This window comes from Fervidicoccaceae archaeon (genome assembly GCA_038734945.1).
GTDB lineage: Archaea > Thermoproteota > Thermoprotei_A > Sulfolobales > Fervidicoccaceae > ARK-14.
Genome location: JAVYOA010000002.1, coordinates 255,399 through 278,352, shown reverse-complemented (window position 1 = coordinate 278,352; position 22,954 = coordinate 255,399). Strand labels below are relative to the sequence as shown.

Below are 22,954 nucleotides of genomic sequence, written 5' to 3'. Positions count from 1 at the left end.
ACCGCTTATTTTCAATTATCTCATTGTTATATAAAACTGCATGATTTGGTTCAGTAAAGGGGGCATCGCTCAGCTTCTCTCGTCATCCCTCTGTTGGCACTCGGCAAATAGCTCATCGCCCCCAAAATTTAAATTAACTCTGAAGTTAAAAACAGTATTGAGGTTGTTTGAGATGGGAGGAAGGCAGAGAACAACTCTGTTCATGGGAGTTTCCAGCGCAGGAGAGAGGGCACAAAAGTCCGAGACCAGTGCAGAGGAAAAGGCAAAGAAAGGTGCGAAGAAAGGAGGAGGTCAGACCAAGAAATCCTCATGACATTTCATGATACCTTTTCTTAGGTGGTGTGTTTCCCATAGATATTGAGCTTCTTCTCCCATACTGCACATTGGAGAATGAGCCTGATATTCTTAGGGAAACAATAAAAGCAAATATCATAGCCAGATATGCCTCGATATTCAGGGTATCACGCATCCTTCTCTATAGGAGCAGGAGGAAGAAAGAGTGCTTTGAACCCAGTAAAAGATTCGCCCTTCTCTTGAATGTTTTTAGGACTCCTCCCTATCTGAGGAGGAAAATTTATGGAAAAAGAAAGGAACTGAAATACCTTGGTCTCGCTTATCCCTTGCAGTCACCAACCCACACCGTCAAGCCAAGCCCTAGAGAAGGAGAGCTTAGGGAAGGTTTAGTTGAAAAAGTTGAAAGGGGGAGGATCCTGGTTGATATTGGCCTCAGAGCTCCAACTTGGGTGGAAGCCAGTGAAACTAACAGAATTAAGGTGGGGGATGTTTTCCTTTTTAGGGTGACCTCAGCTCATCCTCTCAAGGTCGAAAGAATAGAGTCTTCTGATGAATGGATTGGTTATGAAGTCAAAAACGTTGGCTATCTTCACTCATATTTGAAGCGAGTAGCTGGAACCAGGGCGGTCATTGGAACTTCACGGTTGGGCGAACCGATATGGGAGAATCTCCGCAGAGTTAGCGAGATCATGAGAACAAGCGGATGGAAAATTACACTGGTTTTCGGAGAGCCATACAGGGGGCTGTATGATATAGCAAAGGAGCTTTCTATAGATGTAAACGAATACTTCAATGGAATATATAATTTCGTGATGAATCAAGGTACAAGAACTGTGAGGACAGAGGAAGCGATTCCAATAGTTCTATCAGTTGTTTCCATCTTGAAGTTTTCTCAATGATAAATAGGGTAATTTATATTTAGAAACTTGAAGATAGTATTGGTGAGACCATGATTAAAGTAGTATATACAAAGGATGCCCCAAAACCAATAGGCCCCTATTCGCAGGGCATTCTAATTGATAATTTGAGTTGCAATGATGGTAAGGCATGCAGTCTGCTATTTATTTCCGGAATGGTTCCCATCGATCCCCAAACTGGGCAGCCAATTAGTGGAAATATAGAAGAGCAGACAAGGAGGTGCCTACTTAACGTGAAAGCAGTAGTTGAGGCGGCTGGAGGCAGACTCGAGGACATAGTGAAAGTCACTGTATTTCTCAGCGACATTTCAAATTTTGATGCTTTCAACAAAGCCTATTCAGAGATAATGGGAGAGCACAAGCCAGCTAGATCGGTTGTAAGTGCGAAACCACCGAAGAACTTCGAGGTGGAAATAGAAGCTGTAGCGCTCATCAAGAAATAGAAATGAACTGAATGCTAAAAAGAGAGAAGGATCATTAATAAAGTTAAGTGATGTGTTTATTTCGTTGATGTTTTATAATAATGGTTTTGTCATTCTTGTCTCGAAGCAACACAACCATCGAAGCTTTTATAAACTTCTCTTTAGAAACAGCTTGGAGAGAGACCCGGGAAAAAGAAATGGGATCCGGGCTACTCTCGGCAGATGGTGAACCATGGGACATAGAAAGAAGAGTGCCCCACGAAGGGGTAGCCTGGCAGTAAGGCCGAGAAAGAGAGCTGAGGGAATCCTAGGCAGGGTGAGAAGCTGGCCAACAGTATCACATGAAAAAATATTCCCTGTAGGGTTCCTTGGATATAAAGTGGGAATGACTCACTCCATGATAATAGATGATAGAAGAACATCTCTGACATATGGGAAGCAAATATTCATGCCAGTAACAATACTGGAAACTCCTCCAATGATTCTTGCAGGATTTAGAGCATATGAATTTGACACTAACCATGGAAAGCAACCATTCACAGATGTGTGGGCTGATAGCTCAGTCCTTTCCTCTGCAAACATAGAAAGGCTAATAAAGAGATTCAACCCAGGCAAGGAAAGCTCCTCAAAGAAGCTCGAGGAAATAGAGTCATCGCTTGAGAGAATAGTTGAGCTGAGAGCCCTAATGCTCTCTCAACCCATGCTTGCTGGAGGGATATCAAAGAAGAAACCTGAGCTAATTGAGGTTGCCCTCTCAGGAACAGATATAAAGAAACAGCTCGAGTTCGCCACATCATCTCTTGGCAGGAAATTTACCGTATCGGAGATATTCAGTAATGGTAGCTTTGTCGACGTCATTGGGATAACAAAAGGCAAGGGATTCCAGGGACCAGTGAAGAGGTTTGGCATAAAAGTGCTTCCAAGATGGCACAAGCACAGAAAGGCTGCAAGGAAGATAGGAGCAAGAGGACCAGGATTCGGTTCTGTCTCAACAGCTCCTCAGGCAGGGCAGATGGGATTCCATCAAAGAGTTGACTACAATAAGAGGATAATCTATATAGGAGATGTTTCAAAGCATGGAGAGGAACTGCTGAAGAAGTTCAATGTTCCTGGCGGATGGCACAAATATGGCTTAATAAAGAGCGACTTCGTCATTCTTGCAGGAAGCGTCCCAGGACCAAGAAAGAGACCTATTATTTTGAGATATCCTATTAGGCCTGCTCCATTTGTTCCGGAAGGTGCTCCAAGGATAACATACATACATGGAATTGGAGAGATATAGGTGATGCCGAATGGTACTAATAATTAAACCACTGCCCAAACAAACCATTCTCTTCTCTTCTTCAGGAGAAGCCAAGGGGAACATTACATTGCCCTCAATCTTCAGCATCCCGGTGAGGAAGGATCTGGTGAAAAGAGCATTTCTATCAGAGTTCACAGCAGGACTTCAGCCAAAGGGTAGGGATCCAATGGCTGGAAAGAGAACGCCAGCAGTAAGTCTTGGGGTAGGGAGGGGACTAGCAAGAGTTCCTAGAATTCCAGATACCTCCATTGGAGCATTGGCCAATATGACCGTTGGAGGGAGGCTAGCGCATCCTCCCAGGGTGGAAGAGAAGATACATGAGGAAATAAACAAGAAGGAAAAAAGATTGGCTACAGCTTCAGCTCTGGCTGCTACATCTTACAAGGAGCTTGTTCTCAAAAGAGGACACATTTATCACGGAGACAGCCTACCAATCATAGTTGAGGACGATGTAGAATCGAATATCAACAGGGCTCTGCTTGCAAGGGAATTTCTGAGGAAAATTGGAGTATGGGAAGATATAGAGAGATCATATGAAAGGACGAGGATAAGGGCAGGAAAGGGGAAGATGAGAGGAAGAAGATACGTCGAGCCCAGAAGCGTTCTGTTCATTTTAAAGTCAGCAAATAGCCCATTTGCTAGAGCCGTCAGGAACTTCCCCGGTGTGGATGTCTCTAATGCGAGAGATGTTTCTGTAGCCATGCTAGCTCCTGGAGGAGTTCCAGGAAGACTTACAGTCATAAGCAATGGAGCTTTGGAGGAGCTGAACAAAAGATTCTCAGGCTTGGTGGTGATAAAGAGTGAGTAGTGAGCAGGTTCTGCTTTATCCGGTGCATACTGAAAAGGCAATTAACTATATAGAGAAATACAATACTCTGCTTTTCGTTGTGCAGAGAAATGCTACGAAGCTCCAAATAAAGGAAGAGTTCGAGAGGAGATTCGGAGTGAGAGTGGAAAAAGTTAGGACACTGATAACAATGAGGGGAGAGAAGAGGGCATTCATAAAGCTACATCCCGAATTCAATGCAGAGGAAATAGCAACAAGGCTTGGTCTCCTGTGAGGTGAGAAAGAGTGGGAAAAAAGATTCTATCACAGAGGGAAGGAAGGGGATCCCCCACATTCAGAGCTCCAACTCATCTTAGAGTTGCTCCAGCTAGGTATCCCGAGCTTCCGTTGGATAGGACATTTCGGGGCATCATAACAAATATAGTTCATGACCCTGGACGCTGGACGCCTCTAGCAGAAATAAAGTTGGAGAACGGGGAGGTCTTCTACTCTCCAGCATCGGAAGGTAGCTATGTAGGGCAGATCATTGAAATAGGTCCACAGGCGAAGGTCGCTAACGGAAACATACTTCCTCTCTCGTCGATTCCGGAGGGTACGCAGATCTTCAATATTGAGCTCAAGCCTGGAGATGGTGGAAAGCTGGTGAGAGTTGGAGGGGGATATGCTCAGATTACGGGAAAGAGCCTAGCTACGGCAACAGTGGTACTTCCCAGCGGAAAAATCAAGGAGATAGACATTCGTTCGAGGGCAACGATTGGAGTAGCAGCAGGAGGAGGAAGAATAGAGAAGCCTCTCATGAAGGCTGGAAATGCCTATTACAAATGGAAGGCAAAATCCAGACCGTGGCCTAAGGTCAGAGGAGTTGCTATGAACGTGGTTTCTCATCCTTTTGGAGGAGGAAGCCACCAATCTGAGAGCAAACCTACAACAGTCTCAAGAAGAGCGCCGCCAGGAAGAAAAGTAGGGCATATAGCTGCTAGAAGAACGGGAAGAAGAAAAGGAAAAGTCCAGAGAACTCAATAGCCCCTCTGCGGAATGATCGCACTACATTTGCTGAGGTCCCATTGATGAGGGGTGCAAACTGAGACCGCAGGTGATTATCTTTGACGAAGGCTTACAGAATTTTCTATACGACATTCTATGATGACGAGCACAACAAAATAAAGGAAATTCTATCCAATCTGATGGGGATGGAGCCTATTGAGCACAGATCTTTCGTGAAGGAATTCAGATACATAGAATTTAAAGGAGAGTCATTGGAACCAGGCCTGGAGAAAAAAATAGTGGAAATTGTTAGCTCAATTATCGGAAAGGAGAGAGGTATCAAAGTAGATTATATTAACGTTTGAACTCAATTTTTTATCTTGAAGCAGTTCTCCAGATCGTTGAGAAAGTGGAAAAAATGACCGAAAAAATGGAGGAAGAGTCCATAGAGACTCAGGACTCCATAGTGGAAAAAGTTTATGAAATTTATGACAAGGCATATGAGAGGATGCCCAGCGTACGAAATCCCAGAGAAGCAGCCAGGGTTCTGAGAGAGAAGTACAAATTGCTGGTGGATGAGGATGTAATAACGCTCGTCTTTTCCTCTTTCATTGAGGGTTTTCCAGTTCTGTTTGAAGGTCCTCCGGGTACCGGAAAGACGGAAATAGGAGAGGCACTGCTAACGCTATGGGCAGGCAGAAGGGCTTTCGTGCTGCCATGCAGTGAGAACTACGATGAATATAGAGTTATTGGCGATTTCCATCCACTCAGAGCATACAAAGAAGGTTTCAACGAGAACTCCTTTGTCCCCAGACCTCTTCTAGCTTCTCTAATCTTGGACAGCGGCATACTGATTGATGAAATTAGGAGAAGCAGCGAGGAGTTCCAAAATTTGCTTCTAGACATCATAGACAAAAGGCGAATAATCATCCCTGAGTTGAAGAAAGTCTACAGAGCTACTGGAGAGGGATTTCAAATAATATTTACAAGCAATCCAGAGGATCTTGCTCAAAATGAGCTCAGCGATGCATTTATGCGCAGGGTAGTCAGGATAACCTTCGGATATCCTACCTTGAACAAAGAGCTAGAGATATTGAAACTGAGGCTTGGAAGAGCTGTTGATCTGTATGATGAGGATACAGTGTTAGCAGCGCTCAGAGCTATAGAGGAAATAAGGAAAACCGACCTTCTCTACAGACCTGGAGTAGCCGATAGCGTCAGATGGATGGGAATAAGTGCCAGGATAGCTCAACTGAGAAACCACGAGAAGGTTAGGAGCGAGGATCTAATAGATGGAGCTAAGGCTACCCTTGTGAAGAGACCAGAAGAAGAGAGCATCATAATGGAGATAGTGAAAATGCATTTGGAAAGGAGGGTATAGCTGAGCTATGACCTCAGCAAGAGAGGATCTTTCATTCAATGATGATGAGGAAATAGAGAAGATAGTCAGAATAGCACATGCTATGAGAGAGATGGGAGCAAAAATTAGCTCGGGGGAGATTGAGAAAGCTATAAGATTATATAGAACAGCGAGGATGCTAACTCACTACAACTATTTTCCCCTCTCAAAGGTTCTGCTCAGCGTCTTTGCTAAAAGGCAGGAGGACGTCGAGAAGCTGGAGAAAGTCCTCAGAGGCTCTCCATACAAGAGGAAAATTGAAGAGCAAAAAAAGGAAGCGCCACATGAAAAAAGGGAGAGGAAGGAAAGGAGGAAAACAACAGAAAGGAGAAGAACTGAAGGGTATGAGCTTACCTGGAAAGATATGGAAAAGATGAGTTTCAAGAAGTTGAAGAGAATGAAGCTGGATACCATAGAGAACTTCGAGAAGTTGAATATATACAGAAAGATAGAAATGCTCAGAAATTACTATAGAACTGGAAACGAGGCTTATCTTGAACTTCTGAAAGATCATATAGCAAGAGCATCCCAGAAGAGAAAGGGATCCTATGAGAGCGAGGAGGGTAGATCCCTGGGGAACAGGTATTCGTTTATTGAGAGAACTATTGGGAAATTAGCATATAATCCAGAGCTTCCTTGGGCTCTCTCAGTGCTTTCAAGAGAAATGGGAGAGGAGTTCACAGCAGATGTCATAAAGTACCTGATTATGAAGGGCAAAAGATCGCTGGCAGAGCAAATAGCGTACAGCATGATGAATAGTGCTAGACAAAAAAGCGAGAGAGGAAGAAAAATAAGAAGCGTTCAGAGAAAGTCCAGGTTCGATGTCAGAAGGACAGTCTACTTGACAATGAGAAATAATTATCCAGTGCCCGTATACATTGGCAGGATAAGAAAGAAGGAGGCAGTTCTTCTGATTGACAAGAGCGATAGCATGAGAAAACATTATGGTAAGGCTGTGGCCCTCGTAGCTTCTCTATACGATACATTGAAGAGAATCTATCTCTTCGATGAGGATGTAAAGCAAATATCAATGAAAAAATGGCATTCCAAGCTGCATTTAATAGAGGAGATAATCGCTGCCGGCACATCTGGATACACTAATATTTCAAGGGCCCTGAGAAAGGTTGAGGCTGCGCTGAAGCCTGGAGACAATCTGATAATTGTGAGCGACATGGAGCAAACCGTTGCAGACGAATCCTATGTGCATGTGATAAATAGGTTAAGGAGAAAGAACATTAAGATATTTGTTTATACAACGGAAAAACACGTTAATGAGCTCAAGGAAGTTCTTGATGCTGAGGTTCAAGCTTATCTTTAATGCTGCAGGAATCCTATACTATCAACCATATATAGCTTCAAGGTCAGACTTATAAACCGGGAATCAATAACGTTTTTACGCGAGTTTAAACTTGCACTGGTCCTATTGGACCTCAAGCTTAATCCAAAAAATTCAGAAGGGAAGTATGGTATGAGCAACATAGAGATAGATAGCGAGTGGAAAGGAATAAGGTATAGAGGGTATACTATAGATAAGCTCATCGATGTTCCAATGGATGATTTAGTGAAGCTATTTCCATCGAGAGAAAGGAGGAGCATTATAAGGGGATTCACCCCCCAGCAGATCAAGCTCCTTCAGAAAATAAGAAAAGCTCGAAGGACCTCAAAGAAGATAATCCGAACTCATCAGAGGAGCATGATAATCTTACCTGAAATGCTTGGTCTAACCATAGCTATCTACAATGGAAAGGAATTTGTTCCAGTCAGGATCACTCCAGAAATGATAGGAAAAAGGCTTGGAGAGTTCTCTCCAACAACCAAATCAGTAAAGCATGGAGAGCCTGGCCTTAAGGCAACAAGGAGCTCCATGTTCACTGCTCTCAAGTGAGGTAGATATCAATGGGAGCATGGAGATACAGTGTTAAGTTTGAGGATGAGCGCTCTATTGCTAAGGCTGTGGCAAGGGATGCGCCGATAAGCCCCAAGAAGGTAATCAACCTAGCTAATGCTATAAAGGGAATGAGGACAGAAGATGCGAAGAAGTTCCTGGAGAAGGTAATCAGGTTGGAGGAGCCTGTTCCAAACTGGACTCATAACAAAAAGATACCCCACAAGAGCGGTTTGAGTGATAGATGGGGGATCCCAATGGGAAAATACCCAGTGAAGGCAGCCAAGATACTGTTGAAGCTCATAAGGAACGCTGAGGCGAATGCAGAGGGAAAGGATCTAGATGTCGAGAAGCTCAGAATAATTCACATCTCTGTCAAGAAGGGCTTCGTTCTGAAGAGGTACATGCCAAGAGCTTTTGGGAGATCAACCCCAAAGTACAGAAGACACTCCAATATAGAAATAGTAGTTAAGGAGGCATGAAGGTGAGAAGGTTATGGTAAACGTGAAGAGATATTTCATCGAGAAGTCAATGTCTCTTGTTAAAGTTGACGAATACCTGGCAAGACAATTCTATAGAGCAGGATATTCGGGAGTCGATGTGTACAGGACTCCTCTGGGTACCAGAGTAGTAATAAAGGTAGAAAGACCCGCTCTCATAATTGGGAGAAGGGGCCAAACAATAAAGAATCTCTCCACAATTTTTGAAAATTATTTTGGCTTGGAGAATCCTCAAATAACTGTAATGCCAGTCGAAAATCCTGACCTGGATGCGAGAGTTGTTGCCTTTAGATTGGCCGTATCGCTGGAGAGGGGCTTTCATTTTAGAAGGCTTGCCTTCGCGGCATTGAAGAGAATAATGAGTGCTGGAGCAATAGGAGCGGAAATAATAATAAGCGGAAAAATAACAAGCGAGAGAGCCAGATACGAGAAGTTCAGGGCGGGGAAAATTTACAAGACTGGTGAACAGGTAACTTATATCGTTGACAAAGCAGTTGCTCATGCCCTTCTCAAGCCTGGAATTTATGGTGTGAAGGTCATAATAGTGAAGCCGCAGAGAACGAAGGATACCTTGCTTATACGCACTCCAGAGGAAGCTGGTATAAATTTGCAGGAATTCATTCAGAAGAAGGAGGAAGTTGAGGCCAAGCCTAAGGAAGAGAAGAAGGAAGAGCCAGCTGAAGAGCAGCAGGAGGTGAACAGCAGTGAGCCTCAGTCCGGATGAGATAAGGAAGATGACCCCGGAGCAGAGAAAGGAGAAGCTCAACGAAATTAGGGTTGAGCTGATGAAGCTGGTTATGCAAGCACACATAGGGACTATCGATAATCCTGGAAAGATAAGACCACTTAGAAAGACCCTAGCCAGAATACTGACCATAGAGTCTGAGGAAAGAAAAAAGCAGGGTGAAGGCAAGTGAGACTTCCCACATATTCGGAAATTTTGGGAGCAGAGGCAGAGGTCATGAGCTCAGCAGATCCATCTCTGAACAAGAGAAGAGGAATAATTGCTGGAGAGACCAAGAACACAATCATACTAATTGAAAAAGGAAAGGAGTTGAAGCTGTTGAAGTGGAACATAGTTTTGAGAATCAATCCAGGAAGAAAAGACGAGAGAGTAATATCCGGTATTGATATCCTCGGCAGACCCGAGGAGAGAACAAAGGAAATCTTAAGAACGGGAAAGAGGTGGCTTTGATGCCTAGAAAAAAGGAGGAGAAGAATCCTGGCATTGAGGGCATTCAGATCCCCTCGAAGAAATGCGAGGATCCCAATTGCCCATTTCATGGAACTATAAAGGTCAGGGGACTCGTTATAGAGGGAGTGATAAGTTCGGACAAGATGGATGGAACAGTTGTGATAGAGCACAACTACATGATTTTCGATAGAAAGTACAGAAGATACGAGAGGAGAAGGAGCAAGATTCACGCTCATTTGCCTCCATGCGTGGAAGTCAAGGTAGGAGACAAGGTTCTAATCGGAGAAACAAGGCCCATCAGCAAAACTGTATCCTTCGTTGTGCTTGGAAAGGTGAGGTGAAAATACATGGTCAAAAGAGGAGCAGTTGCCCTCTCTGGAATAAAAGTAGCACAAGGCCTGCAGGTAGGCTCATATGTAAATGTATCAGATAACAGCGGAGCAAGAGTGGCAATGATAATAGGAGTTCCCGGCTACAGGGGGAGATTGAGAAGAGTCCCTCAGGCTGGAGTAGGAGATAAGGTGATCGTCTCAGTTAAGAAAGGAATACCAGAGATGAGAAAGCAGGTCCTTCCTGCTGTAGTTATACGACAGAGGAGACCCTATAGGAGAAGCGATGGCACATGGGTTAGCTTTGAGGACAATGCAGTTGTAATAATAACCCCAGAAGGAACACTGAAGGGAAGCGAAATTAGAGGTCCAGTTGCTAGAGAAGCTGTTGAGAGATGGCCTAGGATAGCTAACATGGCATCCATAATAGTGTGAGGTGAACGTGGAAATGTCGATCACTAAAAGCATTCAACCGAAAAAGCAAAGAAAAGCGCTGTTTAACATGCCCCTTCACTTGAGGAATAGACTAGTAACCGCTCCTCTCTCGAAGGAGCTCAGAGAGAAGTATGGTGTCAGAAATATGCCTGTTAAAGTTGGAGATACAGTCAAGGTTGTGAGGGGGGACAACAGAGGCAAGGAAGGAAAAGTTACCAGGGTCAATAGAGAGAGGGGATGGATCTTTATTGAGGGACTTACAAGAGAGAAGGCAAGTGGAACACCCTCATTCATACCAATCCATGCCAGCAAGGTAATCATAACGAAGCTTGATCTGAAAGACAAGGAGAGAAGGAAGATAATTGAGAAGAGGAGCGGAAAGGCCGTTGAGGCAGAAGAGACAAAGGAGGAGGGGGAGAAGCAGTGACCAGAATGGGTGGAAGTAAGCATCTGAGGAGCTACGAGGCTCCAACTTTCTGGCCAATAAGTGTAAAAGGAAGGCACTGGGTAGCTAAGCCAAGCCCTGGACCCCATCCAATTGAGAGGGCAATTCCACTGGGAGTTTTAATAAGGGATGTTTTGAAGCTAGCTCTAACCGGAAAAGAGGTCAGAAAAGCACTTTCCAGAGGGCTCATAAAGGTTGATGGGAGAGTGAGAAGGGACTTCAGCTTTCCCGTGGGAGTTATGGATGTCATCGAAGTAGTTCCGGTGAAGAAGTTCTACCGTCTAGTTCCAGATGAGAGAATTTTCCTGAAACCCGTGGAAATAAATGAGGAAGAATCCAGGCTAAAGCCGCTGAGAATAGAGAACAAGACAACTGTAAGAGGAGGGTTGACCCAGCTGAATCTGTTCGATGGAAGCAATATTATCTTTAGAGAAGGAGAGCTCTCAATCAATGGACAGCCAACAGTTTTGTCCACAGTGCTAGTGAGAATTCCTGAGATGAGCCCGGTGGACTACTTCCCTCTGGCTGAAGGCTCTTATGCTGTCGTCATAGGAGGAAAGAACATAGGAGCAAGGGGAAAAATAGTAGAGATAAAGAGGGGAGCAAGAAAGAAAATGAGCCTTGTCACAATCAGGGGAGAGGATTCCTCGCTCGTTCAAACAAGCCTTAATTACATATACGTAGTTGGGAGGGAATCTCCAGCTGTTAAGCTGGAATAGGTGATTTGACATGAGCAGTACAGTTTCGAAAGCATTGGAAGAGAGGTTCCAGGAGATCTTCAGGAGCTGGGAGAGAAACCCAATGCGAAAGCCAAAAATTGTCAAGGTAACAGTGAACGTGGGGCTTGGTCAGGGAGGCGAGAGGCTTGCCAGAATTGCCCAGGTTCTAAAGGAGATAACAGGACAGGAGCCCAGCTTCAGAAAGGCAAAGAAGACAATTAGAGACTTTGGAATCAGGAGAGGAGAGAATATAGGAGTTGCAGTTACACTCAAGGGCGAAAAGGCTATATCATTCCTGAAGAAAGCATTTGACGCTGTGGGGAACAAAATAAAATATTCAAGCTTTGATGATTTCGGGAACGTATCCTTTGGAATTAAGGAGCACATAAGCATTCCAGGAGTGAGATATGATCCAGAAATAGGGGTTTTTGGAATGGATGTGTGCATAACAATAGAGAGGCCTGGTTATAGGGTTTCAAGGAGAAAGATAAAAAGGGCTAAGAGGATCCCCAGAAGACATAGAGTTACGAAGGATGAGGCAGCAGCTCTATTGGTCTCCCAATTCAGTGTGAGAATTGTCTGAGGTGTTTGCTTTGACAAAATACGTATCTCCAAGGGAAAGAAAGTACGGAAAGGCTGTGATCAAATGTCAGAGATGCGGTTCCAGAAGAGGAGTTATTAGGAGATATAATATTTACCTATGTAGGCAGTGCTTCCGTGAGGTAGCATATGAGATGGGCTTCAGAAAGTTCAGTTGAGAGGTGATATCAGAAATGGTAGTAGTGGATCCACTCGCTAATGCTCTCAATTCAATAACTAACAGTGAAAAAAGGGCAAAGAAAGAGGCAATTATAGCCCCGGCCTCCAGAATGATCATAGAAGTTCTCAGGCTCCTTCAGAGAGAGGGATATTTGGGTGAGATAGAATATATAGATGATGGAAGGCAGGGCAAGGTAAAAGTGCAGCTGCTTGGAAGGATAAACAGGGCTGCAGCTATCAAGCCGAGGTACAGCATAAAGAAATATGAGCTCACCAACTTACCAACATGGATAAAAAAGAAGCTTCCATCCAGAGAAATAGGGGTCCTAATTCTCTCAACTCCTATGGGCATAATGTCCTCAAGAGAAGCATTGGAAAAGGGAACTGGTGGAGTGATTCTAGGTTACGTATACTAGGAGGGGAAAAATAAAATGGTCAAGGCAGTGAGGGCTTTGAGATCTGTTGATATTCCTGAGGATGTCTCTGTATCAATAGAGGGAAAGAAAGTGATTGTCAGCGGACCGAAGGGTAAGATTGAGAGAGACTTCTCTCATGCTCTGGGAATATCGATATATCAACAGGACAGGAAAGTCATAGTTGAAGCTAATTTCGCTAACAGAAAGAAGAAGGCGCTCGTTGGAACAGTCTCCTCCCATATTAAGAACATGATAGAGGGAGTAAGAAAGGGTTATGTATATAAATTAAAAATTGTATTCTCTCACTTCCCAATTTCAGTTGAAGTGAAGGGGAACAAAGTTCTGATAAAGAACTTTCTCGGAGAAAAGTCTCCAAGAATAGCTGAGATACTTCCTGGAGTCACAGTGAAGGCCACAAAGGAGGATGTAATCGTAGAGGGAATTGACATAGAAGCGGTTGGTCAAACAGCAGCCAACATTGAGAGAGCTACAAAAATAAGCGAATTCGATCGCAGGGTCTTCATGGATGGAATTTACATATATGAGAAAGGTGGTTGAGAATGAGCGAGCTCAAGGTGCTTAGACTTAGATTAAAGAAAGATAAGCCAGAATTCCACAGGAGGCTCTTCCACGAGCTCATAAAGTTCAAGAACAGAGATAGGTGGAGAAAGCCGAAGGGAATCGACAACAAAATGCGACTTAAGTACAAGGGCTTTCCTCCATCGGTTGAAATAGGATATAAAAATCCAGAAATAATAAGAGGTGTCCATCCATCTGGGCTGTTTCCTGCAGTTGTTGAAAATGTCTCCCAGCTGAGCTCTCTGGATCCAAAGAAGCACATCATCTATCTGAGCGGAAAGCTTGGAAAGAAGAAGAGGATGGAGCTGACCAGACTTCTGAGGGAGAAGGGCTTCAAAATAGCAAATGAAAAGGAGGTTGAGTAGCTTGACCGACTTCACGCTGCAGAAGAGAATGGCTGCAGAAATTCTGAACGTTGGTATATCCAGGATAAGAATTAATGCAGGGAAGGAAGAGCTGGAGGAGGTCGAATCGGCAATTACTGCTGAAGACATTAGAAGGCTGATAAAGAGGGGGATCATAACTGCTGTTCCTCCCAAATCCAACAGCAGAGGAAGGTGGAGAAGGCTCAGAGAGAAGTCCAAGAGCGAGAGGAGAGGATACGGCTCTAGAAAGGGCAAAAAAACGGCAAGACAGGATCCTAAGAGGGCATGGATAAATAGGATAAGAAAAATGAGGGCATATCTGAAGTATCTGAGAGACAAGAAAGCGATTGACGCAAAGACGTATAGAAAATATTACAACCTGGCAAAAGGAGGGGCCTTCAACTCTCTCTCCGATCTCAGAATGCACCTCGAGAAAGAAATGGCTGTGAGGAGGTAAGCTGAAATGGTTGGAGGAGCAAGATACAAGGTAGCCAGAAGGAGAAGAAGGGAAGGAAAGACAAACTACAGGAAGAGATACATACAGGTACTTTCAAGGAGGAGTAGGCTCGTTATAAGAAGAACGAACAAGTACATCGAGGCAAAAATAGTAGACTTCGATCCAAGAGGAGATATAGTTAGGGTCTCTGCGCACAGCATAGAGCTATTCAAGTCCTATGGATGGCTTGGTTCTGGAGCATCAACAATGGCAGCATATTTGACAGGCTATCTGCTTGGAAAACGGGCAATGAAAAGGGGAATTTCCGCAGCTATTCCAGATATTGGCCTCAGGTCACCGGTGAAGGAGAGCAGAGTATTCGCAGTCATAAAGGGGGCAATTGATGCAGGGCTAAAAGTACCGGTTTCAGAGGAAGTTCTACCAAGCACTGAGAGAATAAAAGGAGAGCATGTTGCATCATATGCGAGGGAACTCAAGGAATCCTCGCCTGAAAAGTTTAGCAGGATATTTTCCCTTCTCTTGAAGAGGGGACTGGACCCTTCCGATTATCCAAAACACTTTGAACAAGTTCTAAGAAATATTGATGAGAAGGAGGGGAGTGGTAGCAATGTCAATTGAGGAAGAGAGAGCATCCATTGAGGAGTGGGTTCCAAAGACAAAAGTCGGAAAAATGGTTAAGGAAGGCAAGATAACAAATCTGAAGGAGCTCTTCGAGCAGAACCTCCCTATTCTAGAGCCAGAAATAGTCGATTATCTGCTTCCCAACCTGCAGCATGAAGTAATAGATGTTGGAATTGTCCAAAAGCAGACTGATGCTGGAGAGCTGTCCAGATTCAAGACCGTAGTCGTAATAGGAAATGGGGATGGATTCGTTGGAATAGGTACAGGAAAGGCCAAGCAGCTGAGGTTCTCAATTGATAAGGCAATAATAAATGCGAAATTGAACATAGTACCGGTCAGAAGGGGATGCGGAAGCTGGGAGTGCCTATGTGGTACCTCGCATAGCGTACCCTTCAGAACTGTTGGTAGGAGTGGCAGCGTTGAAGTAGTTCTATATCCAGCCCCAAAGGGAACAGGCCTTGTAGCAGGAGATATAGCAAAAACAGTGCTGAGACTTGCTGGGATAAAGGACGTATGGTCCAGGACTTATGGGGAGACCAGAACTACTTATAACTTCGCAAAGGCAACCTACAATGCTCTTAAGAACACATATAAGTTCGTTACAGTTGAGGACTGGAGAAAGTAGGGGGAGAAAAATTGGAGGCTGAAGGCACTATTGTAGGACAGGAGGGCAAGAGATTGCTGGCTGTAATTAGAATAAAGGGAAGGGTGAACGTTAAGAAAGAGGAAGAGAGAACTCTTCAGCTCCTTAGGCTTACAAGAAAGTACAGCATGGCGCTATATCCTAGCGATCTTCCAGGACTGGAGGGCATGCTGAACAAGGTCAGGCATCTTGTTACATGGGGGGAAATCGATCAGGGAACTCTGGAGATAGTTCTCAGGAAGAGAGGGAGGCTCTTGGGCAACAGGAGAATCAGCGATGAGGCTGTAAAAAGACTATTTGGTTTGAACTCCATTAGTGAGCTTGCAGAAAAAATAACTAGAGGAGAAATAAAGCTTCACGAGCAGGATAAGATAAAGCCAGTATTTAGGCTCCATCCCCCAAAGGGAGGCTTTAAAAAAAGCACGAGGAGAGAGTATAAAGTTGGTGGCGAGCTCGGATATAGAGGGAGCTCGATAAATGAGCTCATCCTCAGAATGGCCTGACGGTGATTCAAATGGCAGTTAGATTCAGGAAGAAGAGCAGAAAGCTGAGGGGAAGAACAAGGACAATGGGCTGGGGAAGAATAGGACAGCATAGGAAAAAGGGCTCCAAGGGAGGAAGAGGAGCTGCTGGTATGCTTAAGCACAAGGAAAGCTGGATGAGAAAGTATGCTCCAGGGTGGATAGGGAAGCATGGATTTACCAGTCCGCAGGAGAAGCTAGGGGAAGAAAAGAGCATAAACTTACTGCAGCTGGAAGAACTTCTCCTTGGAGGTAACAGAGAAGGGGTTTCAATTGAAAGCGGAAAATATGTGGTTAATTTGGAGAAGCTCGGAATAAAGAAGCTCCTTGGTACTGGAAAGATAGGAGTGCCAGTTGAAGTTATCGTTGAAAAGGCTTCAAAGAATGCTGTTGAGAAGATAAGAGCTGCTGGTGGAGAAGTGAAGCTATTAGAAGAAGCCTCAGAATGAGAGTGTGCTTGATGGGGGTCCTTCAGACTCTAGCTTCAATTGCCAGCTATCTTCCCACGGTCCACAAGCCCTCTAGAAAGCAGAGTTTATACAGAAGATTTTTGCTGACAGGGATTGTTCTGATCCTCTATCTTATAATGGCAGACACCCCTCTCTACGGGGTGACAACCACACAGCAATCACAGATATCGCTGTTTCAAATACTTTTTGCAGCCAACATAGGAACCCTTATGGAGCTTGGAATAGGACCAATTGTCACAGGTGGACTTATACTGCAGATTCTAGTGGGAGCTAAGCTAATAGACCTTGATTTGAGCGATCCAGATGACAGGAGAACCTTTACCCAAGCCCAGAAAACACTTTCACTTCTTTTTGGAATCTTTGAGGCCCTCGCATATGTCCTAGCAAGTAGATATTGGCCATATGTAGGAAACCCAATAACAGGATCCCAGGCGTCTTGGGCTATTAGGATAGCTGTTGTTCTCCAGCTAACATTTGCCACTTACCTCGTCATGGTATTCGATGAGATGCTCCAAAAAGGATGGGGAATTGGAAGCGCCATATCTCTCTTTATATTGGCTGGAGTGGCCAAGACCATGTTCTGGGATCTCTTTGGATACACTCCTCAGTACACGCAGCAGATAGGCCTTGTTCCCTACATAATACAGGCTAGTTCTCAGGGCAATTTGACAAGCATAGTGGCTAGAAACGGATTTCCCGACCTCATAGGTCTTATAGCCACATTCATAACAATAATCGTTCTGGTTTACCTTCAAGGAATGAGAGTAGAGGTTCCAGTTACAGCCCAAAAGTATGGAGGAATAAGGAGCAAAATACCCCTCCAGTTCCTATATGTGACCAATATACCAATTCTTCTCATTGGAATAATAGTTTCAGATTTTCAGCTATTCTCCAATGCACTTGCTTCGATCTCTGGGACGAGCAATATTGGCTATGAAATACTCACAACGCTTACATATTACTTGAGTCCTCCAAGAGGATTTAGCACTGCTGTTGCTGATCTTGGAAAGCTCTTCATCTTCACTCTATCTTGGATGGCTCTTTCAATACTATTTGGCTACATGTGGGTCGAGATAGCTGGCCTTGGACCGGCTGAGCAGGCTGACAGGCTAATTAAGGGAGAGCTAGACATACCGGGAGTCAGGAGGAATCCGAAGGTATTCGAGAGAATGCTTGCTAAGTATATATATCCGCTGACTGTTCTGAGCAGCATAATAGTGGCTCTCATAGCAATACTGGCAGACATCTTTGGAGCATACGGCTCAGGGACAGGGATTCTTCTTGCTGTTGGAATAATCAATCAGTACTACGCTATGATAGCTAGAGAGAGAGCCCTTGAAGCATATCCCATTCTGAGCAGGATAATGGGAGAGTAGCTATCACATTTTTCAAAAAGTCTGAGGAGTGAGTTGAAATGTCAGATAGGACAGTGAAAACCATAATAGTTACAGGAGTTCCGGGAGTTGGAAAGACTACAGTCATAAATGAGCTCTCCTCCCTGCTGAAACAAAGAGGAACTGAATTTCTGATAGCTAATTTCGGGGACTATATGCTGAAAAGGGCAATTTCAGACGGCCTAGTTCTATCGAGGGATCAGATAAGAAGGCTATCCCACAGAGTTCAAATCAAGCTGCAGCAAATGGCTGCGAGGGATATCTCCGAAAGGGCAAAAGAGGTTCTGAGAAATGGAGGCATCCTTTTGGTTGATACCCATGCGATAGTAAAGACATCAAGCGGTTTATGGCCAGGCCTTCCAGGCCATGTTGTTTCTGAGCTACTCCCAGATGTAATTGTAGTCATCGAGGCGCCTCCAGAGGAAATCCTGAGGAGGCAGCTGGAAGATAGTACGAGGAATAGGAAAGATATTCAGGAGAGGGGAATAGAAGAGATAAGAGATCTGATGGCTTTTGCTAGGACTGCTGCTATATCAAGTGCTGTTCTCGTGGGAGCCAGTGTGCTGTATGTTGAGAACGAGAGAGGAAAGGCCAAGGATGCAGCAGAGTCAATATTAAGGGTAATTGATACAATCTAAGAGGAGGTCTCATGGTGGCTCATCATGGTTAGGCCATCCATGAGAAGCAGGACAAGAGCAAGAATAAGAGTTAGAACTCCTGGAGGAAAAACTGTAATTCACGTCAGATTGAGAAGAAAGGGAAGGGCAAGGTGTGCTGTCTGCGGTGGGGAGCTGAGAGGAGTCCCAGTTTTCTCATCATATAGAATGAGAGCGTTTTCTCTTTCAGAGAAGAGGCCCAACAGATTTTTCGGAGGAGTTCTCTGCCACAGGTGCCTTTCATCCTTCATCAAATTGGAAGTGAGAAGAGAGGCTATGGCTGCATCTTAGCCCTCCTTCTCATGCTATTTTTTTATTACTTGCTTTTTCAATGATCCTCATGAAATCTGAGGTGTGATTTTAGCTTGAAAAAAAGCGGGACCGTTATTGCCATTGGAGGTCCTCCAGGAAGCGGAAAAACTACTTATGCAAAGAGGATTGCTGATCTTTTGGGCTTGGAGTACAAAAGCGCAGGAGCCATATTCAGAGAGATGAGCTCAGAGCTTGGGATTAGCCTAGTTGACCTCAACAAGCTTGCAGAGAAGGAAAAATGGATTGACTACTATGTTGACAAAAGGAGCTTGGAGGAAGCTCTGAAGGGCAACGTTGTTATAGAGGGACACTTAGTACCATGGGTTGTTAAGAATATCGCAGATTTCAAAATCTACTTTTATGCCAGCATCAGAACCCGAGTCAAGAGAATAGCGTCGAGAGAGGGAAGGGATGAAAAAGAGGTTTTCATTGAAACAGCCCAGAGAGAATACAGCCATGCTCTCAGATTCAGAAGGCTATATGGCATTGACATAACTGATCTCTCTATATATGATCTCACTCTCAGCACAGAGATCATGAGCATAGAGGAAGTCAATGCAATCATTGACAGAATTGTTGATATATTCAGGAGGAGAAAAAGAACTTAAGTTTAGGAGAGCGAACAAATTTAATAGCCTTAGAACAATAACAGTTTCTGCGAGAGAGGTGCTGAATTCCCATGCCAGCAATAGAAATAGGAAGGATATGTGTTAAGACCTATGGAAGGGAAGCTGGAAGGAAGTGCGTTATTGTGGATATAATCGATGAGAATTTTGTAGTAGTTACTGGACCAAAGAAGCTCACCGGTGTGAGGAGGAGGAGAACCAACGTTAACCATGTGGAGCCCTTGGAGCAGAAAATAAATATAGAAAAAGGGGCAAGCGATGAGGACGTTGAAAGGGCATTGGAATCTGCTGGACTGACGTCGTTCATGAGAGAGAAGATTAAACTGCCTTCGCTTTCTCCTCTGAGAGCCTAAAAGCCTACTTCTTTCCTCCATCATCAACAGAAATTATTTCTTCTAAAACAGATTTATTCTGGAAATGTTGAAGTGAAAAAAGGTGAAAGTTGAATGGAAATGGAATCTGCTGAAGTCCTGGAATTTATAGACAGGAAGCTTTCCCAGTTCTGCAGTGAGAGAAGAGAATGGAAAGTTCTCTCAGAGAAAATCAAAGCGCTTAAGCCGCTGAGCTCTAATGAAGAGACTGTAGAGAAAAAGCTAGTGAATGGCATAATCGTCGTGGACAAGCCCCCTGGACCAACTAGCCATGAGATTGTGGCATATGTTAAGAGAATGCTCAACGTGAATAAGGCAGGTCACGGCGGGACCCTAGAGGGATAGCTATCCCGGGGAAACCCGCAGGTGACTGGTGTACTACCCATAGCTCTGGGAAAAGCAACAAAGGTAATGCCTGATGTTGTGCATAGCATGAAGGAGTATGTGTGCGTCATGGAGCTGCACTCTGAGGTGAGTGAGGAGGAAATAAGGAAAGTTGCAGATGAGTTCAGGGGAGAGATTTACCAGAGGCCACCTGTCAGATCGAACGTGAGGAGAAGGGTAAGAAAGAGAAGGATACATGAGCTCAATGTGCTGGAAGTGAAGGGAAGGCACGTTCTAATGAGAGTTCTGTGCGATGCAGGTACGTATATGAGGAAGCTATGCCATGATATGGGCCTTCTTCTTGGAGCAGGAGCACACATGAGAGAGCTGAGAAGAACTAGATCTGGACCGTTCACCGAGAACATGAGCGTATCGATGCAGAGGCTCAGTGAGGCTGTTTATTTATGGAGAAGTGAGGGAAAAGAAGATGAGCTGAATCGAATAATATATCCTGCTGAGGTGCTATCCTGCGGACTTCCCATAATTGTTGTTAAGGACACAGCTGTTTCAGCTGTTGCACATGGAGCACCCTTGGGTGTTGGGGGGATTATTGCCTATACAGAGGATCTGAAACAGGGAGGAGCAGCTGCTGTACTAACGGCTAGAGGAGAGCTAGTTGGAACAGCCAAGATTTTCAGGACAGATATGGAGAAGGCAGCAATTGAAGAGAAGCCTATTGCTAAGATGAAGGAGGTTATAATCGAAAGGTCTCTCTATCCAAGAACATGGTGAGATCAATTTTCTTCAAGGATTTTCTTGAGCGACATCTTGTATCTGTCTATCGCTTCAGTTTTAACAGGATTAACTTTAGAGAGTGAAGAGAGCTCAAGGCTAATATATGCTGATAGCCTATAGCCATAAATTAGCTCTGAGATTAAGTCATCTCCCCTAAGAAGCACCTTGTCTATCCTATCTCCGAGGACTTCGGAAAAAGCCCTTACAAAGATGTCGCCAAAGGCATGTCTTCCTGCTACGAAAAATATCTTGTGATTGTTTCTGAGCTTCCATAGCGATTCTATTGTATTGTGCATTGCTTCTGGGATAATTTCAATAGAGGAATAAATCTTTGAGTTCTCAGAAAGGTCGTTCTTGAGTCTAAGAGCAACAGATGCATATGGTCTTGAAGCAAAGAAGATTGGAAAATATCCGAAAATCGATCTCGCTGCATTCAATACTTCTTCCCTCAAGTCCAATCTAAATGCTGAGAGAGAGCTAAGCAGCCTCTCTCTCGAGAGAAATCTTATTCCAAAGTTCTTTGAGAGGAATGAGGAAACTGCATATAGCATTTCAGGAAGATCCAGCCTTGGAAAAAGCCCCTTTGATAGCTTTATTGCGCAAGCAGGTGGGGAGGCCATGGAAAGAGAGAGGAGCATTCCTCCACTAGTAACTGCTAAAACCCTAGCTGTCTCTCTGACTTGGTTGAATATAGAGAGAGTCTCCATTGTGTCGCCAGAGTAGCTGAGGAGAACAACCAGGTCCTCAGAGCTGACTGGAAAAGGGATGTAATCGCCCTTTACAGAATATATATCGAATGGAAAACTATAGTGATGGGCCAGATCTAGGAAAAAGTCCCCAACTATCCCAGATCCTCCCATGCCGGCAAATATGATCCTCTTTATCCTTCCATCCATTTCGCATTCGACTTTTCCTCCCTCATTTATTCCGTTCAGAGCAAGGGACTCCCATCTATCAATATGCTCTCTGAAAGATCTTTCATCCATGATTAGTCCTCCCTCTTTTATACTCTAAACAATCTCTAATTGCATCCAGGAATGTTAAAACTATGCATATTTAAAATTGAAGAGCTGAGCAGGAATGGCAAAAGTATGGAGAAGAGATAAGATATTGGCAAGTTCTTTCATAGCATTGGCAGCATTATCCATACTTCTTCTGGTGGAGCTGAGCATCAGTCCGGGCTATCTCGGATTGGCTTTAATACTCGGCCTGATAGCTCTCGCAGCAATCAACTGGATAAATGTTAGCGGAACGACATATAGCAATGAAGGATCCCAGATTTCTTCCTTATCAGATGAACAAGACAGGACTGCTGAGGAAAATTCAGGTGAAGCAGCTAGTATTGAATCAGCTTCTATAAAGAGAGAAGCCTTTAGCTTGGAAAATCCGGAATTTAATAAAAGTGATCCTAGTTCCACAATCTCCAATTCATCGCAGCTGAACGAACAAGGAGGAAAAATTGAGCAACTTCCTAGGACTGAAGGCAGTGATGAGAATTTAGGAACACCGGAGAAAAAAGATGCTCATAGCATTGAGAAGCACAACACTTTGAGGAAGAGTAGAGAGAGGGGAAAAGTCAAGCACAAGCAAACAAGCAGAAAGAAGCACGATCCAAAAAAAGCCTTGAAGAAGATCTATGCAAAATAGCATTACTTTGCAAACAATGTGGAGCAGACCGAGCAATTGGCTGGAGGAGGAGAGGGATCCATTTCATAGTGGAATGGACAGAGAACTTTTCTCGAGAGCAGTGATGCTGCTATAATGTGAAGCTTTTCCTCAACATCCACATCTTTTCCTTTCTCCAGCTCGGAAGCTAGCCTCTCTATCTCCTTCCTTGTCATATCATCGCTCTCTAAATTAAGCAGAGCACCCCTCCTCCCATTTATATATCTCGAAGCAGCGCTCACTGATATTCCTAGCATCTTTGCAATATCATATTCGCTCCTTCCCCTCCTTGCAAGCTCAATTACAAGATATCTCCTTATGCTTGGCAGCACATAGCGGTATGCTATGAGAAAGGGGCTCATCATC

The 22,954-nt window shown here is 44.2% G+C and carries 39 protein-coding genes; 37 read left to right on the top strand and 2 right to left on the bottom strand.

Going from position 1 to position 22,954, the window contains the following annotated elements; all coding sequences use genetic code 11:
* Positions 1–172: 172 nt before the first annotated feature.
* The 36 genes from QXR92_02850 (at position 173) to QXR92_02675 (ending at position 20,920) form a co-directional block, all read left to right on the top strand.
* Positions 173–313 carry a hypothetical protein gene (locus QXR92_02850; protein MEM0318949.1) on the top strand — a complete coding sequence of 47 codons (141 nt, stop codon included), beginning with the start codon at positions 173–175 and terminating at the stop codon, positions 311–313.
* A gap of 28 nt (positions 314–341) precedes the next feature.
* Positions 342–1,193, top strand: a complete 852-nt coding sequence (locus QXR92_02845) for a putative RNA uridine N3 methyltransferase (GenBank protein ID MEM0318948.1) — start codon at positions 342–344, stop codon at positions 1,191–1,193.
* A 50-nt stretch (positions 1,194–1,243) separates the two neighbouring features.
* Complete coding sequence (locus tag QXR92_02840; GenBank protein ID MEM0318947.1) at positions 1,244–1,654, top strand: Rid family detoxifying hydrolase; 411 nt, start codon at positions 1,244–1,246, stop codon at positions 1,652–1,654.
* A gap of 211 nt (positions 1,655–1,865) precedes the next feature.
* Positions 1,866–2,915: a 50S ribosomal protein L3 gene (locus QXR92_02835; protein MEM0318946.1), complete on the top strand. Its 1,050-nt coding sequence runs from the start codon at positions 1,866–1,868 to the stop codon at positions 2,913–2,915.
* A 10-nt stretch (positions 2,916–2,925) separates the two neighbouring features.
* Positions 2,926–3,744, top strand: coding sequence for a 50S ribosomal protein L4 (gene rpl4p, locus QXR92_02830; GenBank protein ID MEM0318945.1), 819 nt, complete (start codon positions 2,926–2,928; stop codon positions 3,742–3,744).
* Entirely contained in the window at positions 3,737–3,997 is a 261-nt protein-coding gene (locus QXR92_02825; protein MEM0318944.1) for a 50S ribosomal protein L23, read from the top strand. Before rpl4p ends, QXR92_02825 begins: the two co-directional genes overlap by 8 nt.
* Before the next feature lie 11 nt (positions 3,998–4,008).
* Positions 4,009–4,746: a 50S ribosomal protein L2 gene (locus QXR92_02820; GenBank protein ID MEM0318943.1), complete on the top strand. Its 738-nt coding sequence runs from the start codon at positions 4,009–4,011 to the stop codon at positions 4,744–4,746.
* Positions 4,747–4,826: 80 nt separating this feature from the next.
* Positions 4,827–5,072 (top strand): hypothetical protein, encoded by a 246-nt coding sequence (locus QXR92_02815; GenBank protein MEM0318942.1) that lies wholly within the window; start codon positions 4,827–4,829, stop codon positions 5,070–5,072.
* Between the two features lie 53 nt (positions 5,073–5,125).
* Positions 5,126–6,088 (top strand): MoxR family ATPase, encoded by a 963-nt coding sequence (locus QXR92_02810; GenBank protein ID MEM0318941.1) that lies wholly within the window; start codon positions 5,126–5,128, stop codon positions 6,086–6,088.
* Positions 6,089–6,095: 7 nt separating this feature from the next.
* Positions 6,096–7,424, top strand: coding sequence for a VWA domain-containing protein (locus tag QXR92_02805; protein MEM0318940.1), 1,329 nt, complete (start codon positions 6,096–6,098; stop codon positions 7,422–7,424).
* 150 nt (positions 7,425–7,574) lie between these two features.
* A complete protein-coding gene (locus QXR92_02800; GenBank protein ID MEM0318939.1) occupies positions 7,575–7,991 on the top strand; it encodes a 30S ribosomal protein S19 in 417 nt (138 codons plus the stop codon).
* A gap of 11 nt (positions 7,992–8,002) precedes the next feature.
* Complete coding sequence (locus tag QXR92_02795) at positions 8,003–8,473, top strand: 50S ribosomal protein L22 (GenBank protein ID MEM0318938.1); 471 nt, start codon at positions 8,003–8,005, stop codon at positions 8,471–8,473.
* A gap of 13 nt (positions 8,474–8,486) precedes the next feature.
* Positions 8,487–9,215: a 30S ribosomal protein S3 gene (locus QXR92_02790; GenBank protein ID MEM0318937.1), complete on the top strand. Its 729-nt coding sequence runs from the start codon at positions 8,487–8,489 to the stop codon at positions 9,213–9,215.
* A complete protein-coding gene (gene rpmC / locus QXR92_02785) occupies positions 9,196–9,408 on the top strand; it encodes a 50S ribosomal protein L29 (GenBank protein ID MEM0318936.1) in 213 nt (70 codons plus the stop codon). Before QXR92_02790 ends, rpmC begins: the two co-directional genes overlap by 20 nt.
* Complete coding sequence (locus tag QXR92_02780; GenBank protein MEM0318935.1) at positions 9,405–9,686, top strand: ribonuclease P protein subunit; 282 nt, start codon at positions 9,405–9,407, stop codon at positions 9,684–9,686. Before rpmC ends, QXR92_02780 begins: the two co-directional genes overlap by 4 nt.
* Positions 9,686–10,027, top strand: a complete 342-nt coding sequence (locus QXR92_02775) for a 30S ribosomal protein S17 (protein MEM0318934.1) — start codon at positions 9,686–9,688, stop codon at positions 10,025–10,027. Before QXR92_02780 ends, QXR92_02775 begins: the two co-directional genes overlap by 1 nt.
* 6 nt (positions 10,028–10,033) lie before the next feature.
* A complete protein-coding gene (locus tag QXR92_02770) occupies positions 10,034–10,450 on the top strand; it encodes a 50S ribosomal protein L14 (protein MEM0318933.1) in 417 nt (138 codons plus the stop codon).
* Between the two features lie 13 nt (positions 10,451–10,463).
* Positions 10,464–10,877 carry a 50S ribosomal protein L24 gene (gene rplX, locus QXR92_02765; protein ID MEM0318932.1) on the top strand — a complete coding sequence of 138 codons (414 nt, stop codon included), beginning with the start codon at positions 10,464–10,466 and terminating at the stop codon, positions 10,875–10,877.
* A 5-nt stretch (positions 10,878–10,882) separates the two neighbouring features.
* The gene (locus tag QXR92_02760) at positions 10,883–11,614 is read left to right on the top strand and encodes a 30S ribosomal protein S4e (GenBank protein MEM0318931.1); all 732 of its coding nucleotides are present in this window, start codon (positions 10,883–10,885) and stop codon (positions 11,612–11,614) included.
* A 10-nt stretch (positions 11,615–11,624) separates the two neighbouring features.
* On the top strand, positions 11,625–12,197 hold the full coding sequence (locus tag QXR92_02755; protein MEM0318930.1) for a 50S ribosomal protein L5: 573 nt from the start codon (positions 11,625–11,627) through the stop codon (positions 12,195–12,197).
* A 10-nt stretch (positions 12,198–12,207) separates the two neighbouring features.
* Complete coding sequence (locus QXR92_02750) at positions 12,208–12,372, top strand: 30S ribosomal protein S14 (protein MEM0318929.1); 165 nt, start codon at positions 12,208–12,210, stop codon at positions 12,370–12,372.
* Between the two features lie 15 nt (positions 12,373–12,387).
* Positions 12,388–12,789: a 30S ribosomal protein S8 gene (locus QXR92_02745; protein MEM0318928.1), complete on the top strand. Its 402-nt coding sequence runs from the start codon at positions 12,388–12,390 to the stop codon at positions 12,787–12,789.
* Between the two features lie 15 nt (positions 12,790–12,804).
* The gene (locus QXR92_02740) at positions 12,805–13,347 is read left to right on the top strand and encodes a 50S ribosomal protein L6 (GenBank protein MEM0318927.1); all 543 of its coding nucleotides are present in this window, start codon (positions 12,805–12,807) and stop codon (positions 13,345–13,347) included.
* 2 nt (positions 13,348–13,349) lie between these two features.
* Complete coding sequence (locus QXR92_02735; protein MEM0318926.1) at positions 13,350–13,733, top strand: 50S ribosomal protein L32e; 384 nt, start codon at positions 13,350–13,352, stop codon at positions 13,731–13,733.
* A 1-nt stretch (position 13,734) separates the two neighbouring features.
* Entirely contained in the window at positions 13,735–14,190 is a 456-nt protein-coding gene (locus tag QXR92_02730; GenBank protein ID MEM0318925.1) for a 50S ribosomal protein L19e, read from the top strand.
* A 6-nt stretch (positions 14,191–14,196) separates the two neighbouring features.
* On the top strand, positions 14,197–14,808 hold the full coding sequence (locus QXR92_02725; GenBank protein ID MEM0318924.1) for a 50S ribosomal protein L18: 612 nt from the start codon (positions 14,197–14,199) through the stop codon (positions 14,806–14,808).
* Entirely contained in the window at positions 14,798–15,436 is a 639-nt protein-coding gene (locus QXR92_02720) for a 30S ribosomal protein S5 (protein MEM0318923.1), read from the top strand. The genes QXR92_02725 and QXR92_02720 overlap by 11 nt, the downstream gene beginning before the upstream one ends.
* An 11-nt stretch (positions 15,437–15,447) precedes the next feature.
* Positions 15,448–15,957 (top strand): 50S ribosomal protein L30, encoded by a 510-nt coding sequence (locus QXR92_02715; GenBank protein MEM0318922.1) that lies wholly within the window; start codon positions 15,448–15,450, stop codon positions 15,955–15,957.
* Positions 15,958–15,968: 11 nt separating this feature from the next.
* Complete coding sequence (locus QXR92_02710) at positions 15,969–16,424, top strand: uL15 family ribosomal protein (protein MEM0318921.1); 456 nt, start codon at positions 15,969–15,971, stop codon at positions 16,422–16,424.
* Between the two features lie 11 nt (positions 16,425–16,435).
* On the top strand, positions 16,436–17,821 hold the full coding sequence (gene secY / locus QXR92_02705; GenBank protein MEM0318920.1) for a preprotein translocase subunit SecY: 1,386 nt from the start codon (positions 16,436–16,438) through the stop codon (positions 17,819–17,821).
* Positions 17,822–17,859: 38 nt separating this feature from the next.
* Complete coding sequence (locus QXR92_02700; GenBank protein ID MEM0318919.1) at positions 17,860–18,477, top strand: adenylate kinase; 618 nt, start codon at positions 17,860–17,862, stop codon at positions 18,475–18,477.
* Positions 18,478–18,501: 24 nt separating this feature from the next.
* Complete coding sequence (locus QXR92_02695; protein MEM0318918.1) at positions 18,502–18,786, top strand: hypothetical protein; 285 nt, start codon at positions 18,502–18,504, stop codon at positions 18,784–18,786.
* A 74-nt stretch (positions 18,787–18,860) separates the two neighbouring features.
* Entirely contained in the window at positions 18,861–19,415 is a 555-nt protein-coding gene (locus QXR92_02690) for an AAA family ATPase (protein ID MEM0318917.1), read from the top strand.
* A gap of 71 nt (positions 19,416–19,486) precedes the next feature.
* Positions 19,487–19,786, top strand: a complete 300-nt coding sequence (locus QXR92_02685; GenBank protein MEM0318916.1) for a 50S ribosomal protein L14e — start codon at positions 19,487–19,489, stop codon at positions 19,784–19,786.
* A 93-nt stretch (positions 19,787–19,879) separates the two neighbouring features.
* Positions 19,880–20,149, top strand: a complete 270-nt coding sequence (locus QXR92_02680; protein MEM0318915.1) for a hypothetical protein — start codon at positions 19,880–19,882, stop codon at positions 20,147–20,149.
* A 21-nt stretch (positions 20,150–20,170) separates the two neighbouring features.
* Positions 20,171–20,920, top strand: coding sequence for an RNA-guided pseudouridylation complex pseudouridine synthase subunit Cbf5 (locus QXR92_02675; GenBank protein ID MEM0318914.1), 750 nt, complete (start codon positions 20,171–20,173; stop codon positions 20,918–20,920).
* Positions 20,921–20,922: 2 nt separating this feature from the next.
* Here QXR92_02675 and QXR92_02670 read toward each other — a convergent pair whose 3' ends face one another.
* Complete coding sequence (locus QXR92_02670; protein MEM0318913.1) at positions 20,923–21,909, bottom strand: SIS domain-containing protein; 987 nt, start codon at positions 21,907–21,909, stop codon at positions 20,923–20,925.
* Between the two features lie 94 nt (positions 21,910–22,003).
* Here QXR92_02670 and QXR92_02665 point away from each other — a divergent pair, with 94 nt between their 5' ends.
* Positions 22,004–22,570: a hypothetical protein gene (locus QXR92_02665; protein MEM0318912.1), complete on the top strand. Its 567-nt coding sequence runs from the start codon at positions 22,004–22,006 to the stop codon at positions 22,568–22,570.
* A 2-nt stretch (positions 22,571–22,572) separates the two neighbouring features.
* Here the strand turns inward: QXR92_02665 and QXR92_02660 are convergent, their stop codons facing one another.
* The gene (locus QXR92_02660) at positions 22,573–22,953 is read right to left on the bottom strand and encodes a hypothetical protein (protein ID MEM0318911.1); all 381 of its coding nucleotides are present in this window, start codon (positions 22,951–22,953) and stop codon (positions 22,573–22,575) included.
* Between the last annotated feature and the right edge of the window lies 1 nt (position 22,954).

Excerpts from the sequence above, each read along its gene's own strand:
- QXR92_02850 (MEM0318949.1), top strand. The coding sequence starts at position 173 with ATGGGAGGAAGGCAGAGAACAACTCTGTTCATGGGAGTTTCCAGCGCA.
- QXR92_02840 (MEM0318947.1), top strand. The coding sequence starts at position 1,244 with ATGATTAAAGTAGTATATACAAAGGATGCCCCAAAACCAATAGGCCCC.
- QXR92_02835 (MEM0318946.1), top strand. The coding sequence starts at position 1,866 with ATGGGACATAGAAAGAAGAGTGCCCCACGAAGGGGTAGCCTGGCAGTA.
- rpl4p (MEM0318945.1), top strand. The coding sequence starts at position 2,926 with ATGGTACTAATAATTAAACCACTGCCCAAACAAACCATTCTCTTCTCT.
- QXR92_02810 (MEM0318941.1), top strand. The coding sequence starts at position 5,126 with ATGACCGAAAAAATGGAGGAAGAGTCCATAGAGACTCAGGACTCCATA.
- QXR92_02805 (MEM0318940.1), top strand. The coding sequence starts at position 6,096 with ATGACCTCAGCAAGAGAGGATCTTTCATTCAATGATGATGAGGAAATA.
- QXR92_02800 (MEM0318939.1), top strand. The coding sequence starts at position 7,575 with ATGAGCAACATAGAGATAGATAGCGAGTGGAAAGGAATAAGGTATAGA.
- QXR92_02795 (MEM0318938.1), top strand. The coding sequence starts at position 8,003 with ATGGGAGCATGGAGATACAGTGTTAAGTTTGAGGATGAGCGCTCTATT.
- QXR92_02790 (MEM0318937.1), top strand. The coding sequence starts at position 8,487 with ATGGTAAACGTGAAGAGATATTTCATCGAGAAGTCAATGTCTCTTGTT.
- QXR92_02775 (MEM0318934.1), top strand. The coding sequence starts at position 9,686 with ATGCCTAGAAAAAAGGAGGAGAAGAATCCTGGCATTGAGGGCATTCAG.
- QXR92_02770 (MEM0318933.1), top strand. The coding sequence starts at position 10,034 with ATGGTCAAAAGAGGAGCAGTTGCCCTCTCTGGAATAAAAGTAGCACAA.
- rplX (MEM0318932.1), top strand. The coding sequence starts at position 10,464 with ATGTCGATCACTAAAAGCATTCAACCGAAAAAGCAAAGAAAAGCGCTG.
- QXR92_02760 (MEM0318931.1), top strand. The coding sequence starts at position 10,883 with ATGGGTGGAAGTAAGCATCTGAGGAGCTACGAGGCTCCAACTTTCTGG.
- QXR92_02755 (MEM0318930.1), top strand. The coding sequence starts at position 11,625 with ATGAGCAGTACAGTTTCGAAAGCATTGGAAGAGAGGTTCCAGGAGATC.
- QXR92_02745 (MEM0318928.1), top strand. The coding sequence starts at position 12,388 with ATGGTAGTAGTGGATCCACTCGCTAATGCTCTCAATTCAATAACTAAC.
- QXR92_02740 (MEM0318927.1), top strand. The coding sequence starts at position 12,805 with ATGGTCAAGGCAGTGAGGGCTTTGAGATCTGTTGATATTCCTGAGGAT.
- QXR92_02735 (MEM0318926.1), top strand. The coding sequence starts at position 13,350 with ATGAGCGAGCTCAAGGTGCTTAGACTTAGATTAAAGAAAGATAAGCCA.
- QXR92_02725 (MEM0318924.1), top strand. The coding sequence starts at position 14,197 with ATGGTTGGAGGAGCAAGATACAAGGTAGCCAGAAGGAGAAGAAGGGAA.
- QXR92_02720 (MEM0318923.1), top strand. The coding sequence starts at position 14,798 with ATGTCAATTGAGGAAGAGAGAGCATCCATTGAGGAGTGGGTTCCAAAG.
- QXR92_02710 (MEM0318921.1), top strand. The coding sequence starts at position 15,969 with ATGGCAGTTAGATTCAGGAAGAAGAGCAGAAAGCTGAGGGGAAGAACA.
- secY (MEM0318920.1), top strand. The coding sequence starts at position 16,436 with ATGGGGGTCCTTCAGACTCTAGCTTCAATTGCCAGCTATCTTCCCACG.
- QXR92_02700 (MEM0318919.1), top strand. The coding sequence starts at position 17,860 with ATGTCAGATAGGACAGTGAAAACCATAATAGTTACAGGAGTTCCGGGA.
- QXR92_02695 (MEM0318918.1), top strand. The coding sequence starts at position 18,502 with ATGGTTAGGCCATCCATGAGAAGCAGGACAAGAGCAAGAATAAGAGTT.
- QXR92_02685 (MEM0318916.1), top strand. The coding sequence starts at position 19,487 with ATGCCAGCAATAGAAATAGGAAGGATATGTGTTAAGACCTATGGAAGG.
- QXR92_02680 (MEM0318915.1), top strand. The coding sequence starts at position 19,880 with ATGGAAATGGAATCTGCTGAAGTCCTGGAATTTATAGACAGGAAGCTT.
- QXR92_02670 (MEM0318913.1), bottom strand. The coding sequence starts at position 21,909 with ATGGATGAAAGATCTTTCAGAGAGCATATTGATAGATGGGAGTCCCTT.
- QXR92_02665 (MEM0318912.1), top strand. The coding sequence starts at position 22,004 with ATGGCAAAAGTATGGAGAAGAGATAAGATATTGGCAAGTTCTTTCATA.
- QXR92_02660 (MEM0318911.1), bottom strand. The coding sequence starts at position 22,953 with ATGATGAGCCCCTTTCTCATAGCATACCGCTATGTGCTGCCAAGCATA.